At 64.7% G+C, this 17,123-nt stretch carries 16 protein-coding genes; 6 read left to right on the top strand and 10 right to left on the bottom strand.

Annotated features, from left to right (window positions below; all coding sequences use genetic code 11):
- Positions 1–6: 6 nt before the first annotated feature.
- The 3 genes from lepB to ACV959_RS14750 form a co-directional block, all read right to left on the bottom strand.
- Entirely contained in the window at positions 7–777 is a 771-nt protein-coding gene (lepB, locus tag ACV959_RS14740; RefSeq protein WP_475739678.1) for a signal peptidase I, read from the bottom strand.
- Between the two features lie 69 nt (positions 778–846).
- Positions 847–1,245, bottom strand: a complete 399-nt coding sequence (gene acpS / locus ACV959_RS14745; protein ID WP_475737318.1) for a holo-ACP synthase — start codon at positions 1,243–1,245, stop codon at positions 847–849.
- Complete coding sequence (locus ACV959_RS14750; protein ID WP_475737319.1) at positions 1,242–1,997, bottom strand: pyridoxine 5'-phosphate synthase; 756 nt, start codon at positions 1,995–1,997, stop codon at positions 1,242–1,244. Before ACV959_RS14750 ends, acpS begins: the two co-directional genes overlap by 4 nt.
- 149 nt (positions 1,998–2,146) lie before the next feature.
- On the opposite strand from ACV959_RS14750, the gene ACV959_RS14755 reads away from it, so the two are divergent.
- Positions 2,147–2,272 (top strand): hypothetical protein, encoded by a 126-nt coding sequence (locus ACV959_RS14755; protein ID WP_475737320.1) that lies wholly within the window; start codon positions 2,147–2,149, stop codon positions 2,270–2,272.
- 36 nt (positions 2,273–2,308) lie between these two features.
- Here ACV959_RS14755 and ACV959_RS14760 read toward each other — a convergent pair whose 3' ends face one another.
- Together ACV959_RS14760 and rpoZ are read right to left on the bottom strand one after the other, a co-directional pair.
- Complete coding sequence (locus tag ACV959_RS14760) at positions 2,309–4,519, bottom strand: RelA/SpoT family protein (protein WP_475737321.1); 2,211 nt, start codon at positions 4,517–4,519, stop codon at positions 2,309–2,311.
- A 143-nt stretch (positions 4,520–4,662) separates the two neighbouring features.
- A complete protein-coding gene (gene rpoZ, locus ACV959_RS14765) occupies positions 4,663–5,046 on the bottom strand; it encodes a DNA-directed RNA polymerase subunit omega (protein ID WP_475737322.1) in 384 nt (127 codons plus the stop codon).
- A 470-nt stretch (positions 5,047–5,516) separates the two neighbouring features.
- Between rpoZ and ACV959_RS14770 the strand changes: the two genes are divergently transcribed.
- Positions 5,517–6,137 (top strand): LabA-like NYN domain-containing protein, encoded by a 621-nt coding sequence (locus ACV959_RS14770; protein WP_475737323.1) that lies wholly within the window; start codon positions 5,517–5,519, stop codon positions 6,135–6,137.
- 205 nt (positions 6,138–6,342) lie between these two features.
- Here ACV959_RS14770 and ACV959_RS14775 read toward each other — a convergent pair whose 3' ends face one another.
- Complete coding sequence (locus ACV959_RS14775) at positions 6,343–6,744, bottom strand: DUF3775 domain-containing protein (protein ID WP_475737324.1); 402 nt, start codon at positions 6,742–6,744, stop codon at positions 6,343–6,345.
- A 286-nt stretch (positions 6,745–7,030) separates the two neighbouring features.
- Between ACV959_RS14775 and ACV959_RS14780 the strand changes: the two genes are divergently transcribed.
- Positions 7,031–7,231 carry a hypothetical protein gene (locus tag ACV959_RS14780; RefSeq protein ID WP_475737325.1) on the top strand — a complete coding sequence of 67 codons (201 nt, stop codon included), beginning with the start codon at positions 7,031–7,033 and terminating at the stop codon, positions 7,229–7,231.
- 93 nt (positions 7,232–7,324) lie between these two features.
- On the opposite strand, the gene ACV959_RS14785 is transcribed toward ACV959_RS14780, so the two are convergent.
- Positions 7,325–8,221, bottom strand: a complete 897-nt coding sequence (locus tag ACV959_RS14785; protein ID WP_475737326.1) for a radical SAM protein — start codon at positions 8,219–8,221, stop codon at positions 7,325–7,327.
- 225 nt (positions 8,222–8,446) lie between these two features.
- Between ACV959_RS14785 and ACV959_RS14790 the strand changes: the two genes are divergently transcribed.
- Positions 8,447–9,610: a tetratricopeptide repeat protein gene (locus ACV959_RS14790; RefSeq protein WP_475737327.1), complete on the top strand. Its 1,164-nt coding sequence runs from the start codon at positions 8,447–8,449 to the stop codon at positions 9,608–9,610.
- Between the two features lie 84 nt (positions 9,611–9,694).
- Positions 9,695–11,725, top strand: coding sequence for a hypothetical protein (locus tag ACV959_RS14795; RefSeq protein ID WP_475737328.1), 2,031 nt, complete (start codon positions 9,695–9,697; stop codon positions 11,723–11,725).
- A gap of 81 nt (positions 11,726–11,806) precedes the next feature.
- Here ACV959_RS14795 and ACV959_RS14800 read toward each other — a convergent pair.
- From ACV959_RS14800 to dapA, 3 genes are all read right to left on the bottom strand, one after another.
- Positions 11,807–12,825 (bottom strand): IS630 family transposase gene (locus ACV959_RS14800; protein WP_475739679.1). Its coding sequence is split into 2 segments (ribosomal slippage): positions 11,807–12,390 and positions 12,390–12,825, totalling 1,020 coding nucleotides; the frame shifts between segments, so codons are not numbered across the junction.
- A 435-nt stretch (positions 12,826–13,260) separates the two neighbouring features.
- Entirely contained in the window at positions 13,261–13,737 is a 477-nt protein-coding gene (gene smpB, locus ACV959_RS14805; protein ID WP_475737329.1) for an SsrA-binding protein SmpB, read from the bottom strand.
- Positions 13,738–13,746: 9 nt separating this feature from the next.
- Positions 13,747–14,640, bottom strand: a complete 894-nt coding sequence (dapA, locus tag ACV959_RS14810) for a 4-hydroxy-tetrahydrodipicolinate synthase (RefSeq protein WP_475737330.1) — start codon at positions 14,638–14,640, stop codon at positions 13,747–13,749.
- Positions 14,641–14,849: 209 nt separating this feature from the next.
- Here dapA and ACV959_RS14815 point away from each other — a divergent pair, with 209 nt between their 5' ends.
- The gene (locus ACV959_RS14815) at positions 14,850–17,120 is read left to right on the top strand and encodes a lytic transglycosylase domain-containing protein (RefSeq protein ID WP_475737331.1); all 2,271 of its coding nucleotides are present in this window, start codon (positions 14,850–14,852) and stop codon (positions 17,118–17,120) included.
- Positions 17,121–17,123: the final 3 nt, after the last annotated feature.

Raw genomic sequence — 17,123 nt, forward strand, 5'->3', positions numbered from 1 at the left:
GCGCGCTCAGTGGGCCGGATTGAACAGGCGGCTCCAGCGCACCGACCACGGCCAGCGCCAGAAGGCGAGCGCCGATTCATCCTTTTTCACGGAGAAGAAGATGATCTCGGCGCGGCCGACGAGATTGACGAAGGGCACGAAGCCGACGCCGCCGAGGTCCGGCGAGATGCGCGAATCGGTGGAGTTGTCGCGATTGTCGCCCATCATGAAATAATGGTCCGGCGGCACGACGAAGAGTTCGGTGTTGTCGTTGATGCCGTGATCGCCCTCGATCTCGATGATCGTGTGCTCCACGGCGGGATGCTCGCCGTCGCCCGGCAAGGTCTCCTTGTAGGTCGCGACCGGAACCTCGCGGCCCTCCCGATTTTCCGTCTGCGCCTTCTCGATCGGCTCGCGCGGCACCACCACGCCGTTGATGTAGAGGCGGCCGTCGATCATCTGGATGCGGTCTCCCGGCAGGCCGATCACACGCTTGATGTAATCGGTCTCGTTGTCGCGCGGCAGCTTGAACACGATGACGTCCCCGCGCTTGGGCGGCGAGGCCAGGATGCGGCCCTGGAAGACGTTCGGCCCGAAAGGCATCGAGTAGTTCGAATAGCCGTAGGCGTATTTCGAGACGAAGACGTAATCGCCTATGAGCAGCGTCGGGATCATCGAGCCCGAGGGAATGTTGAACGGCTGAAAAAGCAGCGTGCGAATGACGAGCGCAATGGCCAGGGCCTGGACAATGACCTTGATGGTCTCCAGAATCCCGCCCTCTTCCTGTTTCTGGGCCACCGGGACGTTCCTGCTCAAGCCGAGTGCTCCTTCGCTGGGCGGGCCGTCAGCCGATCCCGCCCGCTCCGCTTAGCACGGCCTCGCCTCGATGAGAACCAGCGCCTGGGCGAGAGGATATTCGTCGGTGAGCGTCAAATGGATGACGGCCGTCATTCCCGGCGGCGTGATTTCCGCGAGCCGCCCGGCCGCGCCGCCGGTGAGCGCGAACGTCGGCCGCCCCGAGGGCAGATTGACCACGCCCATGTCGCGCCAGAAGACGCCGCGCCGGAACCCCGTGCCGAGCGCCTTGGCGCAGGCCTCCTTGGCGGCGAAGCGCTTTGCGTAGGTTCCGGCGCGCGCCGCGCGACGGTCGGCCTTGGCCCGCTCGAGGTCTGTGAAGCAGCGGCGCGTGAAACGATCCCCGAAACGGGCGAGCGTTTTCTCGATTCGGCGGATGTCGCACAGATCGGCGCCAAACCCAATGATCATGCCGCGCGCGCCCGTCCTTCGTCCATCGCCCGGCGCATTTGGCGAATCGCCTCCGCGAGCCCGACGAAGACCGCTTCGCCAATCAGAAAATGGCCGATGTTGAGCTCGACCACCTGCGGCAGGGCGGAGACCTGGCGCGCGGTGTCGAAATCAAGCCCGTGGCCAGCGTGGACCTCGAGCCCGCGCGCCGAGGCGTAGGCCGCCGCGGACTTGACCCGCTCAAACTCCCGCTCGGCGCGGTCGCGGTCGCCGACTTCGACCGCGTGGCACCAGGCGCCCGTATGCAATTCGACCACCGGCGCCTTGATGGACGCGGCCGCGTCGATCGCCTCGGCGGAAGGCTCAATGAACAACGAGACGCGAATCCCCGCGCGCGCGAGCTGGTCGACGTAGGGCGCGAGGTAATCGCGGCCGCCCAGAACGTCGAGACCGCCCTCGGTCGTGCGCTCGGTGCGCTTTTCCGGCACGAGGCAAACGGCGTGCGGCGCGGTGGCGAGCGCGATGTCGAGCATCTGGCCCGTCGCCGCCATTTCGAAATTCAGCGGCTTCGAGATCGACGCCTTCAGCCGCGCCATGTCGGCGTCGGCGATGTGGCGGCGATCCTCGCGCAGATGCGCCGTGATCCCGTCGGCGCCAGCCTCGATGGCGAGGAGAGCGGCGCGCAGGGGATCGGGCCGCGGCCCGCCGCGCGCGTTTCGGATGGTGGCGACGTGATCGACGTTGACGCCAAGACGGAGGGGAACAGTGGACATGCGGCCTACTTATCTCACAATCAGACGGTTCGCCATGGCCGAGACGGCCGGCCGCCGGCGCGGCGGGGGGACGTCGAGAGACATAGTCACGGACACGGCCGCGCTCCCCTGTTTGAAGGACGGGAATGCGCCTCAGGGAGGAAAACGCCATGAATTATAAAATCGCCATCATTGTCCTCGGCGTCGCCTTGTTCGTCGCCGCGATGATTCCTTATGCTTACAAGCCGCGCTGCCAGCTGGGCGACCCTGACTGCCGCCCCGAGCGGCCCTATTGATCGGCCGGCGGCGGGCGCGCTGAAAGCCCGCATCGCTCAGCCGATCACCCGCTCCACCTTGCTGACGAGCGGGCTCGCGCGCAGACGCGCCAGCACGTCAGTCAGGTGCTTCAGGTCGGCGACTTCGAGATCGAAGGTCATTTCCCGGAAATCCGGGGAATGCGCCTTGAAAGTGATGTTGTCGATGTTGGCGCCCGTCTCGCCGATCAGGGAGGCCAGCGCGCCGAGCGAGCCCGGTTCGTTGAGCGCGGTCGCGACGATGCGCGCCGGAAACAGCGCGCGGCTGTCGGGGTCGATGTCCCAGCGCACGTCGAGCCAGCGCTCCGGCTGATCGTCGAAGGCGGTGAGCGCGGGCGACTGAATGGGATAGATGGTGATTCCCTGGCCCGGCGTGAAAATGCCGACGATGCGGTCGCCGGGCACGGCGCCGCCTTCGGGCGCGAAGCGCACGGGCGCATCTCCGCGCAGCCCGCGGATCGGAATGGCCCCCCCGTCCCCCTCAGCGCCCGGCGCCTTGAAGACGACGTTGGCGTTGGCCTTGACGCCGAACCAGCCGGGCTCTCCGGGGGCCACGGCGGCCTGCGGCGCCTTCCGCTCCTCGGTGAAGTCCGGATAGACGGCCTTCACGACGTCGCCCGAATAAATCTCCCCGCGCCCGACCGCCGCCAGCACGTCGTCGATCGAATGACGCGCGAGCCGGGTCAGGGCGGCTTTCAGCTTGTCGTCGGAGTAAGGCCGGCCTGCGCGCTCGAAGGCGCGCTCGACGATCTGTCGCCCGAGCCCGGCGTATTGCTGGCGCACCGCTTCGCGCGTCGCGCGACGGATGGCGGCGCGAGCCTTGCCGGTCGCGACCGCCGCCTCCCAGGCCGGCGGCGGCACATGGCCGTCGGCGCGGATGATCTCCACCTCGTCGCCGTTCTGAAGCTGCGAGAGCACCGGCGCAACGCGGCCATTGATCTTGGCGCCGACCGCGGAGTCGCCCAGTTTGGTGTGGACGGCGTAGGCGAAATCGATGGGCGTCGCGCCCCTCGGCAGCGCGATGAGCCCGCCCTTCGGGGTGAAGCAGAAGACCTGATCCTGGAAAAGCTCGAGCCGCGTGTGCTCAAGAAATTCCTCAGGGTGGCTGTCGCCATGCGCGAGCAGGTCCAGCGTCTCCTGAAGCCAGCGGAAGGCGCGGCTTTCCTTCGCGAGCTCCTCGCGCCCCTCCTCGCCCGTCGCATCCTTATAGAGCGCGTGGGCGGCGATGCCGAAGCGGGCGATCTCGTGCATCTCGGCGGTGCGAATCTGTAGTTCGACGCGCTGGTGGCCGGGGCCGATCACCGTGGTGTGGATCGAGCGGTAGTCGTTCTGCTTGGGGGTCGAAATATAGTCCTTGAAGCGGCCGGGCACGTTCGGCCATTTCGTATGGACGACGCCGAGCGCCCGGTAGCAGTCCTCCAGCGTTCCCACGATGATGCGGAAGCCGAAGATGTCGGAAAGCTGCTCGAAGGAGACCGACTTGCGCTCCATTTTGCGCCAGACCGAATAAGCGGTCTTCTGACGGCCGGTGACCGCGGCCTCTATCCCCCTTTCGGAGAATTCGCGGGTCAGCTCCTCCTCGATGCGCTTGATGATGCGGCCGTTCTTGGCGCGCAGATCATGCAGCCGCTCCTCGATCGTGCGATGCGCCTCGGGCATGAGGTGGCGGAACGCCAACCCCTCCAGCTCCTCGCGCAGGCGCTGCATGCCCATGCGGCCGGCGAGCGGCGCGTAGATGTCGAGCGTTTCCTGGGAGATGCGGGCGCGTTTCTCCGGCGGCACGAAATGCAGCGTGCGCATGTTGTGCAGACGGTCCGCGAGCTTGACGAGCAGCACGCGCACGTCGTCAGCGACGGCGAGAAGGAGTTTGCGGAAATTCTCGCCCTGGCGCGCCTGCTTCGAGACGAGATCGAGCTTCTCGATCTTGGTCAGCCCGTCGACGAGCTTGCCGATCTGCGGGCCGAAGAGACGGTCGATTTCCTCGCGCGTGGTTTCCGTGTCCTCGATCGTGTCGTGCAGCACGGCGGCCACGATGGTCGCGTCGTCGAGCTTCAGATCCGTGAGGATCGCCGCGACTTCGAGCGGGTGGGAGAAGTAGGGATCGCCGGAGGCGCGGGTTTGCTGGCCATGCGCCTTCATGGCGTAGACATAGGCGCGGTTCAGCAAATCCTCGTCGACGTTCGGATTATATTTCCGAACCCGTTCGACGAGCTCATATTGACGCATCATGCGCGAAAGCCACGGCAAGGCGGCGCGGGCGGCGCCGCCGCGCCTCGCGCGCGGAGCTGACGACTCCGGACCGCTGGAGTTTGCGCGAATGTAGCGCAGCTTCGCCGCCGCATCCAAGAGAAACAGCGGCGGCGGGAAAGCTTTTACTCGCCGTCCTCTTCGACCTCGGCCGGCGGCACGAGGCCTTCGAGACCGCGCAGGAGATCTTCTTCCGTCATGCGGTCGAACTGCGCATCGCCATCAATGTCGCCGCCCACGGGGGTGAGAGCGGGCGCCGCCTCGGCCTCCGGTTCGTCGACCTCGACGTGACGCTGGAGGGAGTGGATGAAGTCTTCCGTCAAGTCTTCCGGCGAGAGCGCGCTTTCCGCGATCTCACGCAGGGCGACCACGGGGTTCTTGTCGCGGTCGCGGTCGACGAGGATCGGCTGGCCCGACGATATCAGCCTCGCGCGATGCGCCGCGAGCAATACCAGATCGAATCTGTTTTCGATCTTGTCGATGCAGTCTTCGACGGTGACGCGCGCCATCTTGTTCCGGCTCCTGAAGATATTCGAAAACGAGGCTCGTACAGCAAAAGGAACCTCAGATCAACGGGGCTCGGCGCGCCTCGCGGCACCGCGCGCGCGGGGCCGCCCAAAATGAGCGCAAATTTGGGGCAAGACTCTCAGTTTTCGGGATTTTTTGCAATGTTTTGTGGATGAGGGAGCAGTTACGCTCTTGACCTTGCGTCACTAAGGGGCAAATTAGCAACCATGAATGTTGGGCTCGATGAGTTTCGACAGGGTCTCGATTTTCCCGAAATGTCACGGCGTCGAGAGCGTCGATTTCAGGCGCCATTTTCAAAATCGAAAGAGATTGAAAAAGGTCAGAGCCGAACAGGAAGCAAGGAAGTTTCCGCAACAACACGATCACAGCAGGCGCCGCCTCCGCGGGTTGACGGCGAGTTCAAGTGATCGGAGAGATACGTCAATACTTACAACCCGGACACGAGAAAAAAATGGCTGATATCGAGAGAATTGCGTTGTTCATTGACGGCGCAAACCTGTATGCGACAGCGAAATCGCTGGGTTTCGATATTGACTACAAACGCCTGCTCCGAGAATTTCAGGGCAAAGGCCGTCTGATACGCGCTTTTTACTACACGGCGCTGATCGAGGATCAGGAATATTCTTCCATCCGTCCGCTGATCGACTGGCTGGACTACAACGGCTACGCCGTCGTCACCAAGCCGACGAAGGAGTTCGTGGACTCCCTCGGCCGCCGCAAGGTCAAGGGCAACATGGACATCGAGCTCGCGGTCGACGCGATGGAGATGGCCGAGCACATCGATCACATGGTGCTCTTCTCCGGCGACGGAGACTTCCGCTCGCTGGTCGAGGCCGTCCAGCGCAAGGGCGTGCGCGTGTCGGTCATTTCGACAATCACCACCCAGCCGCCGATGATCGCAGACGAATTGCGCCGTCAGGCGGATGAATTCATCGATCTCATCCATCTCGTCGGCAAGATCGGCCGCGATCCGAGCGAGCGCGCCGAACGCATGCAGCGCTACGAGCGTCCCCGGCCCCCGATGCCGGCTCCGGCCCCCGCCGGGCACGCGGACGAGGACGAAGAGGACTGAGCGAGGGTTCCCGACGCCCACCACTCAGGATAAGCCCGGCCTCCGCGCCGGGCTCCTACTGATGACAAATCTCCAGTCATTTTGGGCGGGGCTTTGTCAGCCGGTTGATTTTTGGCTTCTTGTCGACCGACGAGCTGACGCCGGCGCCGATCGCGTCGCTCATGGCAAATTCCGGACGCTCATGCCGACGCTCCGTGAAATTGGTCTATTGTCGGTCCGCCGCGTAGCCTTCGCAACTCTCGCCGAATTCGCTCAGGCCACTCTCTAAAAATGACGCGAGCAGCGGGATGCCGAGAAGATATTCCGACGTCGGCCCCTTGCGCCGCTCACGCGCCTGAGCGAGCGCTTCAGTCCATTCGTCGGCGCTGAAGTCGCCCCGCCCGACCCAGGCCAAGGCGACCAGTTCGATCTGCTCGTCCTCGTCCATTGCGTCGATAAAGGCTGCAATTTCAGAGCGGACGGCGCCGTACGCCTCTTCCGTCATCACGCTCACGAATTTATCGTCCGAAGGATTGGAAGCGTCCGCTTCGATCCCTTCGTCTTCACATTCGAGTTCGCGCGCCTTCACGATCAGGAAACAGACTTTCTCCGTGTTGATGTCCGGCACGTTATATCTCCCTCAGCGGCGAAGCGAGATGACTCTCTGCCGAGCTCAAGACCGCGACGCCTGGACGCGCGGCCTTTTCGAAGGCTTAAAATATAGCTATTTCGTCGACGGGCGACACACGCCAATCTGCGCGAAATAGTCGCGGCCAATGCAGCTTGGCGGTCGGCCCATCGCCCGTCGCAGGCCGGAAACGAGGACGCCAATTTCCCAGGGCGCAGGCGTAACCTTGATAGCGTGGGGCCCGGCAGCTTAAGCGCTGTAAAGAATGCGACATGAAAGGACGAACATGGCCGCCGACGCTGAAAAACGCTCCAACGCCCCGAAGCAGCCGCCGCGGCGCAACGCATATTCCGAAGGCGAGAATGAGTCGCCAAAGCTGATCGAAACCGAGCCGACCGATGTCGAGCGCGAGGCGCCGGAAACGGAAAACGAACCCGTCGAGCGCGACGAACCGAGAGAAACCGACCCGCCGATTTTCGAGGAATGACCACGCGGGGGCGCCAGAGACGCTTCCCCGCAATGAACGGCGGCTTTCGCAGTCTCTCAGCTCCGGAACGAGGCGAGCCGGTTTTCCGCCGCCTTACAGGCCGCGCGCCCAGGCGGGTCTCAGCGGGGCCGCCTCCGGCGCCGCGATGGCCGCCCGCAATTCCTGCAACAGGCGCGGCTTGTCGGCGCCGAGCGTTCCTTTCAGAACGAGCCAGTTTGAGGCATGGTCGCTGCGGAAGATCGTCCGTTTCAGTTCGAGGGCTGAAATGAAGAGTTCCATCTCACGCATCAAGCCGAGCACGTCGAGCGGCTTCCAGTCGGGAAATTTCTCGCGCAGCCGCGCATCGCCGAAGGGGAAGCTCACGACGAGAGTCGCGACAAATTCGGGTTGAGCGGCGTTCATCAGCGCCGCCGAGTTCATCGCATGTTGTCGCGACAACGCCTGTCCGCCCAGACCGTTGAGGATCATCACCGACCGCCTGATCCCCGCCTCCCCGAGTTTTTCGAGCGCCACCCGCGTCGTCTCGAACGTCTCGCCCTTGTCGACCCGCGCCAGAACTTCGTCGTCGCCGGATTCCGCGCCGACATAGACGAGCGACAGACCCAGCTCGCGCAGTTCTCCAAGCTCTGCGGACGTCTTCTTGCGCACATTGCGCGGCAGGCAATAGCTTGACACACGCCGCACGCCGGGCAGGTGACGGCGGATCGCCTCCAGCACGGTGACGAGACGGCGCGTGGATAGGGTCATCGCGTCGCCATCGGCCAGAAAGACGCGTTTGACGGCCTCGCCGAACGTTTCGCCACAGCGCCGGATGCTTTCCAGCACCTCCGGCTCGTCCCGCGGCCGAAAGCGTTTTTGGGGAGCCGTATACATGTCGCAGAACGTGCACCGGTTCCATGAACAGCCATTGGTCACCGGCAGGATCAACGACTCCGCTTCGCTCGGCGGACGATAGACGGGTTCGACGTACCGGACAGGAACGATGGTCATGCGTAGACAGCCGGATTTTTGGACGTTGATTTGGCGAGACCGCAGTTTAGCGCATGGGATCCGTCAATCGGAAGTTTTTACCGATCCCAAAGACACGGCGGGCCGGCGGGGAGGCGGCTTTTGGAGCAAAATGACGCATGGTCTGCGAGACGCGATCATTGCAAGACTTTCCAGAATCGTATGGCGAGCGAGGTCGACCAAAGAATGCCAAAATCGGCTTTTCGCATGCGCGACGCAGCGAGATTCCATAGAAGCGATCTCGGTTTTCTCGCGCTCGCGGTCGCCACGCTCGGCGGCGGCGCAACTGCCGCGGCGCAGGATGGCTGGCGCGAATGGGACGCCGGCGGCGTGACTCTTCTCGCGCCGCCAAGGTTGCGTGCGCCGGGCGTCGACAGCCAAACGCCCTCGCGCGTCGATCCGCGCGCGCCCGAATGGACATTCACCCTCACGGATTCTCCCGGCAGACCCGATCGCGGCGTGACGCTGACTTTCATGTGGTCGCGCGACGTGACCGAGGCGCCGACGGGCGACGATGTAATGTCGGACAGGGCGCTGCGCCTGGGCGGGCGCGACGCCCGAAAATTCTCGTGGCGCACGCCTTCCATGGGCTGGCGCGGCTTCGACGTTATTATCGGCGGCGTCGCGGAAAGCGGCGAACGGTTCAGGTTCACCTGCCATGCCCCGGAATTTCGTTGGCGCGAGGCGCGGAGCTTGTGCGATCGCGTCGCAGAAACCATCCGCTTTCCGAGTGGACCTGCTCCAATCGCCGCGCCATCCGAACCGGGCGCCGCGCAAGGCGACCTGGAAATCGCGCGCGAGCGGCTTTCGCTGTTCATGAAGAACCAGTCGATCGCCGACTGGCGGGCGGGCTACGAGGCCGCGAAAAAATCGGTCGCGGTCGCGCCGCGGGGCGCCGAGAACTGGCGAGTTTTCGGCTACGCGAATTCGCTCGCGCCGCAGGATCGGGAAAGATATTTGCCGCAGGCTGAGTTGGCCTATCGTAAAGCGATCGAGCTCGACTCGCGCAACGCGAGCGCGCGACTGCTGCTTGCGAGTCTTTTGATCTCGAACGCTCAGCTTGCGCCCGCGATCGAACAGATCGAGGCCGCGCTCGATGCGAAGCCAGGACTCGCGACAAGCAAGGTGATCGGCGATCTGACGCGGCTTTATCAAAGAGCCGGCGACAAGGAGCGCGGCGTCGCCTTTTACGCGGGATTTTCGGCCCGCCATCCCGGCGCGAGCGCCGTGTTGCTGGGACAGGCGACCTTGCTGAAGGAGAGCGGCAGGACGCCGGAGGCTCTGCTCCTGCTGCAAAAGCTCGCGACCGACGCGACGACGGCGCCGCAGGACGCGGAGCAGGCGCGGGCGCTTCTGAATGCATGGTTATGACGAGGTAAATTCATGAAGGCTCGAGGAACTTCCGCTCATGTACGGGCTGCCCGAGCCGGCCTGACGGGCGCGTTGGCGATAGCCGTGCTGGCAGGCGCGACGATCGTCTCGCAGTCGCCGGCGCAGGCCCAGATGTCCACCTTCAAAGGCGTCTACAACTGGTTCACGGGGAAAGGCGGCGCCACCCAGCGCAACGCCGACAACAGGGAGCGCATTCTGAGCGTGCTCGCGCATCAGCGCGTCGTCAGCGTTCGCGACGGACGCATCGAAATCAACAACGAGCGGGCGCTCAAAGAATATTACATGGTGCTGCGTGAAAGCGGCAAACTCAGGAATATGCCGGGCTATGCGGACGACGCCTACAACGAAAAGGCCGGACAGTTCTGGCGCAATTTTTTCGACGGCAAGGACCATACGCAGCCTGATCTCCCGACGGCGGTCGACCCCTTCGCAAATCCGAACGCCGAGTTGGCGACCAAAATTCACATCGAACTTCAGAGCGCGGCGAATGTGGGCGGCCTCGATTATGCGAGCACCGCCGCGGAGCTGAAATCCCGCGGCATCGACGTGATGGGGCAGGAATTGCGCAACAACGTCGCGACCGGCGCGAATGTGATGATTCAGGCGCTCAACGCGATGACCGGAGGAACGTCCGGGCAGGCGGTGAAATGGGTCGAAGCCGCGGCCGAAGCGGGCCAAAAGGCGAGCGAGAATCCCACGGCCGCCGTTCAGAACGCCATCAAGTCGAAAGTCGACGGGGCCGTGAGCGAACTCGTCGACGACAAGGTCAAAGCGATCCTCGGCGAAGACGCCTACGACAAGATCATGAAGGGGTATGAAAAATACGGCGACAAGCAACAACGCCTGAAAGCCTTCATGGACGACATGTACGAGAAGACGGGAGATGCGCGCTTCCAGACTGCGTCGACGCTTCTCGACAAGGCCTCCACGGACGAAATCACAAAAAAGCTCACGGAGCAGTCAAAAGAGCTGATCGCGTCCGCCAAAGGGAAGCTGCCCGGCGCCGACGCGTCCAAGGAGGGAAAGGCGGACAAAGACAAAGAGGGGAAGGACGGCAAGGAGGCCAAGGAGAACGGCAAGGAAGGGCCGACCGACACTGGCAAGAAGCCGGCCGATGCGAAAACGGCCGGCGAAACAGGCAAGACCGGCCAGGAGGGCGAGAAAAAGCCGGAAAGCGGAAAGGCGCCGGAAGCGGGCAAAAAGCCCTGGGCGCAGATGACGAGTGAGGAAAAGCGCAATGCGCTGAAGGCGAACGACCCGGACGCCTGGACGGCTTTCGGAAAGCTCGTCGCCGCCGATCCGTCGCAGGCGGTCGCAATCCTCGACACGAAAAAGCCGGGCGAGGGAACTCCCTCTGCGAGCGGCGAAGACACGGATGCGGGCAATATCGGCGAGGCGATCGCCGACGCCGGAGCGGCCGACATTCACAAGCCCTCCAAGCCCGCCGCCGACGGCCAACACGACGCCGCAGGCTCGACGCCGCATGACGGGACGAGCGACGCTCCGGCGCAGACGCCCCAGCCGGTTTCTCCCCCGGCGGAAGCCCCGCCCCCGCAAAGTTCAACTGCGCCGCCGGCGGCCGGGACGACCGAGGTCGAGGGCGGCTGGCTTCAGGACAAGAATGGCAAGACGAAAGTCGTCTATATCCTCGACGCAAAAGGCGTCCGCATCGGCGGCTATTACGTTCACTATGACAAGGACGGCCGCGAAATCGGCCGCGACACGTTCAAGGAAAGCGGCGAGACGCAGCAGCTGCCGAGCGCGACGCTGGATGGGCTCTATCAGGGGCGCATCACCGGAAAATCTTCCGGCGCGATCACGCTCACCGTCTCGGGATCGACGGTGTCCGGCACGATAAATGGAGTCTACTCGGGCGATTCCTTCAACGCTCGTTTCTCGGGCGCCCTCAATTCCAACGGCTCCTTCGACGCGCCTGCGCAGGGCGTCCTTTACGGAAACTGGGGCAAGGAGGTCATTCCTTATCGGGTCAGCGGCCGCGTGAGCGGGCGGGTCGATGGCCGTAAAGGGGCGGGCTCCTGGTCCGGCAAGAACCAGTGGGGCAGCGACCAGGGCAAATGGCAAGCGTCGAAATGAGCTTCGTCAAGTTTATCCTGACGGCATCGACCCCCGTGAAGAACGCGGCTCACGCGGGGCTTGTTTGATTTATACCAACGGTCATGACTCCTGACCGATATGGGCCCAGTCACGCATGCCGATTGAGGCGATGGTCTCTGGCTTGTCGATCAGCCTTCGGCATGCATCGCAGGCGGCGTCGATGATGGCGTCGTAGTTTTCGAAGACGCGGTTGGAGAGCCAGTTTTGGCGGAGACGCCGCCAGTCGTTCTCGACCGGGTTCAGCTCCGGGGCCCGCGACGGCAGCAGGATCGGCGTGACGTTCTTCGGCATGGCGAGCTTCGTCGTCGTACGCCATCCGGCGCGATCGAGCAGCGCGGCGTGCGCGTCTTTGGCGACATGGCGTGAGATGTCGTCGAGATGCAATTGCATCATCTGCGTGTCGACATGAGGGAGCGCGAGCGCCGCGCTCTTGCCTCTGGCCGGACAGATCGCGCCAAAGAGATAGGCGTTTTCATAGCGCTGATCGGCGGGTTGACGCGGGCGCGCTCCACGACGAGCCCATTGACGCAGGAGACCGTTCTCCTGGCCGATGCGGGCTTCGTCCTGGAACCAGATCTCGACGGGCGTTCGCGGCGGCGGATGAGCCAGATGCGCCTTCAGCGTCGCGGCGAAGTTTTTTTTTAGGCCTCGACGATCTCGCCGTCCTGGGCGGGATGGCGCGGCCTTGCGCTGATGCGGGAGAAGCCGAGCCTCTTGAGCAGCGTTCCCACATAGCGCTCGTGAAACTCGACGCCGAAGCGCCCGGCGATGACGCGCCTGAGGTCCACCCGTCGCCAGCGCACGACGCCATCGCGCGCGCGATCCGGTCCGGCCTCGACGAGTTTCGCGAACGCGGCCAATTGCGCCGCCGACAGACGCGGTTTCGGACCCTCCGTCCAATGATCGAACAGGCCTTCCGGTCCGGCGGCGTTGAAGCGATGCGCCCAATCGCGCAGGGTCTGCGGATCCATGCCGCCGATCCGCGCGGCCTCGCCCCGGTCCTTGCCCTCGCGGACCGCCGCCAGCGACAACAGCCGTCGGCTCTGATTGACGTTCTTCGAGCGCCGGGCCAAAGCCAGAAGCTCCTAAGCCGAGAAATCCTCCCCAAGTTTCACCGCTGCGGGCATGGCGCGAAGTTCCTTCACGCCAAATGAGTCAGAAAACCCCCGCAAGGGGAATCCCCCAGTGAGTCAGGCAGCAGAGCCGTTGGTATAATTGCCATTTCACGCAACGCGTCATGCGCGGCCCCCCAGACATAGGCAAGGTTCACCGGCGCAAGGATCGGCCGGGATGCGCTCTCCGCCAAGGCCACGTAATTGATGGCCGAGGAAACGAAACCTTCGTGCAGCTCTGGCGGACATGGGTCCGGCAGGTTCTGATCCACGCCGCGGCCGATCATGACGTCGCGACACAGGAAAAGGCTTGCGTCAGACGGCTGACAAACCCCCGGCCAAAGCCAGGGGTTTGTCAGCAGTCCGACGCACGGCCTCCGCGCCGGGCTTTCTTTTGCGCGGTCAGCCCTTCTCGCGCATCAGCCGGCCCTTTTCGCGGCTCCAGTCGCGTTTCTTCTCGACCTCGCGCTTGTCGTGAATTTTCTTGCCCCGCCCGAGGGCGATCTGAAGCTTGGCGCGGCCCTTTTCATTGAAATACAGCTTCAACGGAACGATGGTCATGCCCTCCCGCTCGACGGCCTGGGCGAGTTTGGCGAGTTCGCGGGCTTTCAACAAGAGTTTGCGCGGGCGCTTGGGCTCGTGGTTGAAACGATTGCCCGCCAGATATTCCGGAATATTGGCGTTCACGAGCCAGGCTTCGCCATGCCGGTCGACATGGGCGTAGCTCTCGGCGATCGTCGCCTTGCCGGTGCGCAGCGACTTCACCTCCGTGCCAGTCAACACGAGCCCGGCCTCGAAGGTTTCGCCGATCTCGTAATTGAAGCGCGCCTTGCGGTTGTCGGCGACGACCTTGAGATTGGGCTCCTGCTTCGAGGCCACGGAATTTCCTTAGGCCGGAAGCACGCCGGCGTGAACCATGGCCGAGCGAATGCGGTCCTTCGTCGCCTGCGTCGACGGAACGAGAGGGAGGCGCACTTCCTCTTTCGCCTTGCCGAGCAGCGAGAGCCCGTATTTCGCGCCGGTCACCCCCGCCTCCAGGAAGGTCGCGACATGAAGGGGCACGAGCTTGTCTTGGATCTCGAGCGCCTTCGCGAAATCCCCCGCAAGGCAGGCGTTCTGGAGATCGGCGCACAGGCGCGGCGCAATATTGGATACGACAGAAATGCAGCCATGGGCGCCGGCCGCCATGCAGGCGAGCGCGGTGAGGTCGTCGCCCGACAGCTGGATGAAGTCCGGGCCCATGGCCTCGCGCTGGAGCGAAATGCGCCCGATGTTGCCGGTGGCGTCCTTCACGCCGACGATGTTCTTGAGATCGGCGAGACGCTTCATGGTTTCCACGCTCATGTCGATCACCGAGCGCGGCGGGATATTGTAGATGACGATCGGGATCGACACGGCGTCGTTGATCGCCTTGAAGTGCAGATAAAGCCCTTCCTGATTTGGCTTGTTATAGTACGGCGTCACGATGAGAAGGCCGTCGGCCCCCGCGCGCTCCGCATGCCCAGCGAGCGCGATCGCCTCGCGCGTGTTGTTGGAGCCGGCGCCGGCGATCACCGGCACGCGGCCGCGGGCGGCGCGGATCGTCTCCGTAATCACCCGGCCGTGTTCTTCGTGGCTCAGCGTGGGGCTTTCGCCCGTCGTTCCGACGGGAACGAGCCCATGCGTGCCGTTCTCGATCTGCCAGTCGATGAGGGCGCGCAGCGCGTCGAAATCGACCTCGCCATTGGCGAAGGGCGTGACAATGGCGGTGATCGACCCATGAAAAATCGGCTTTTTGCTCATAGAATCAGGAACTTCCCCGCGCCTCACAGCCGCCGCATTCGCGTCCGCATCATAGAAGCGTCTTTCATAGCCGCTGGGCGCTGACGAGAAAAGCCCCAGCGACGCGCCCCGGAGCCTTTGCAGGACGCGTTGCAGGCGTCGCGGCCCTTGGTTGACGATTCGTAAACGAATAAAGAGCAGCCTTTGCGCAACAACGGAAGCCGAGACTGATGATGTTGCCCTCTCGAATTTCGACGCGCCTCAAACTCCTTGCCGGAGCGACGGCGCTTGCGCTCGTCACGCCGGCCTTTACGGGCTTCGGCACGGTCGGAGACGGGGAAGCCAGGCGCGACGTCGCGCGCTGGGCGCCTCACATTCCATTCAGCATCGGCGCCTGGCGCACGCGCGTCGGCAATCTGGAAGAGGCGGTGCGCGGATTTGTCACCGGCGAGCCCGCTCATACGGAGGCCGCCCATCCGCTTCAACCGGCGCTCTTCGGCTCTGAAGATCCCGCGATCACCCCCCTCGCGGCCTATGCCCCGCCCGACGGGTGGCTGCGCGGCGCGACGGCCCCGGCCGTTGATCCCGCGCAACTGCTGGGCGACGACGCGCAGGCGTTCTATCAGGCCCTCGCCGCCTACAAGAGCGGCGACTTTGCGGCCGCCGACGCGGCGGCGGGAGCGCTGCAATCGACAGTGGCCGACGCCGCGGCCCGCTGGGCGGGTCTGAAGCTGCATCCGCGCGAGGCGGGCTTCAAGCGAATCGCCGCCTTTCTGGAAGCGCATCCGGACTGGCCCGCGGCCGACTGGCTCCGCAAGCGGGCGGAGGAGGCGCTCGTCAGCGAACATCAGCCGGATAAGGTCGTGAAAGCCTGGTTTGCGCAAACGCCGCCAGCGACGGCCTACGGCAAATATGTCCTCGCGCGGGCGCTGGCGCGCGACGGCGACTTCGACACGGCCGCGCTCTACGCCCGCGACGCGTGGCGCGAGGACGACCTTGGACAAACCTTCGACGCCGTTTTCTACAAGGAGCTCGGCGACCTCCTCGCGCCCGAGGACCACAAATATCGCGCCGACCGCCTGCTCTACAGCGGAAAGAACACGCTCGCCCTCCGCGCGGCCGAACTTGCGGGCAAAGACGTCGCGGCGCTCGCCCGCGCCCGCGCGGCGGCCAACAACGGCGCCGGCGGCGACCGCCTCTTCGCCAGCGTGCCGCCTGCGCTGCAGAACGACCCCGGCCTGCTGTTCTCGCGCATCCGCCTGCTGAACAATGCGAAAAAATTCGCGGAGGCCGGCGCGCTGCTGCGCAAGGCGCCGACCGACCCCGCGAAGGTGATCGACGGCGACGCCTGGTGGGAGGAACGGCGCCAGACGTCGCGCAAGCTGCTCGACATGGGCGACGCCGAAACCGCCTATCTCGTCGCCGCCCAGCACAATGCGCGCACGACGAGCAAGAAGGTGGAGGCGGAATTCCAGGCCGGCTGGATCGCGCTGCGCTTCCTCGACGATCCGGCGCGCGCCGCGCGCCACTTCGCGCAACTCGACCGTTTCGCCGAGACGCCGTTGCAAAAATCGCGCGCGCTCTACTGGCGCGGCCGCGCGGCGGAGGCCTATCGCACGCCGGACGACGACGCCAAGGCCCGGGACTTCTACCGGCAGGCCGCCGCCCATTCGACGACCTTCTACGGCCAGCTCGCGAGCGCCAAGCTCGGCGCGGAGGACCGGCCGCTGCGCCCGGCGCCGGACCCCGCGCGGGGCGAGGCGCGGAATGCGGCCGTTCGCGCCGTGGAGCTATTGCTCGCGACCGGCGACAAGGAAATCGCCGCGCCTCTCGCGCTCGACGCCGCGAAGAACTTGGACGACGCGAAACAGGTCGCGGCGCTCGGCGAGGTGATCGCGCGCCGGCAGGACGCGAAGCTGTCTCTTCTCTTCGGCAAGAGCGCCTCCTATCGAGGCGTGCCGCTCGACGACGTCGCCTTCCCCTCCTACGGCATTCCGAATTTCGACGCGCTGCCGAATTCCGCGCCGCGCTCCGTCGTCTACGCCATCGCGCGGCAGGAAAGCGCCTTCGACCCCAAGGCCATCTCCTCCGCGGGCGCGATGGGCCTGATGCAGATGATCGCCTCCACCGCGCGTCACACGGCCTATCAGCACGGCGTCGCCTTCGATCTCTCCCGCATGATCAGCGAACCCGCCTTCAACGCCAAGCTCGGCGCGGCGCATCTCGGCATTCTGCTCGGCGAATACAAGGGCGCGTATCTGCTGACCTTCGCGGCCTACAACGCCGGCGGCGGGCGCGTGAAGCAGTGGATCGACGCCTATGGCGATCCACGCAAGCCGGGCGTCGATCCGGTCGACTGGGTCGAGCGCATCCCGATTGCCGAGACGCGCAATTACGTGCAGCGCGTAATGGAGAATTTCGTCGTCTACCGCGCCAAATTCGGCGACACGGAGACGCGGCCGCCGCAGGTGGAGCTAGCGCGCGCGGGCGAGGGACTCTGAGAC

The organism is Methylocystis sp. Se48, assembly GCF_056269425.1.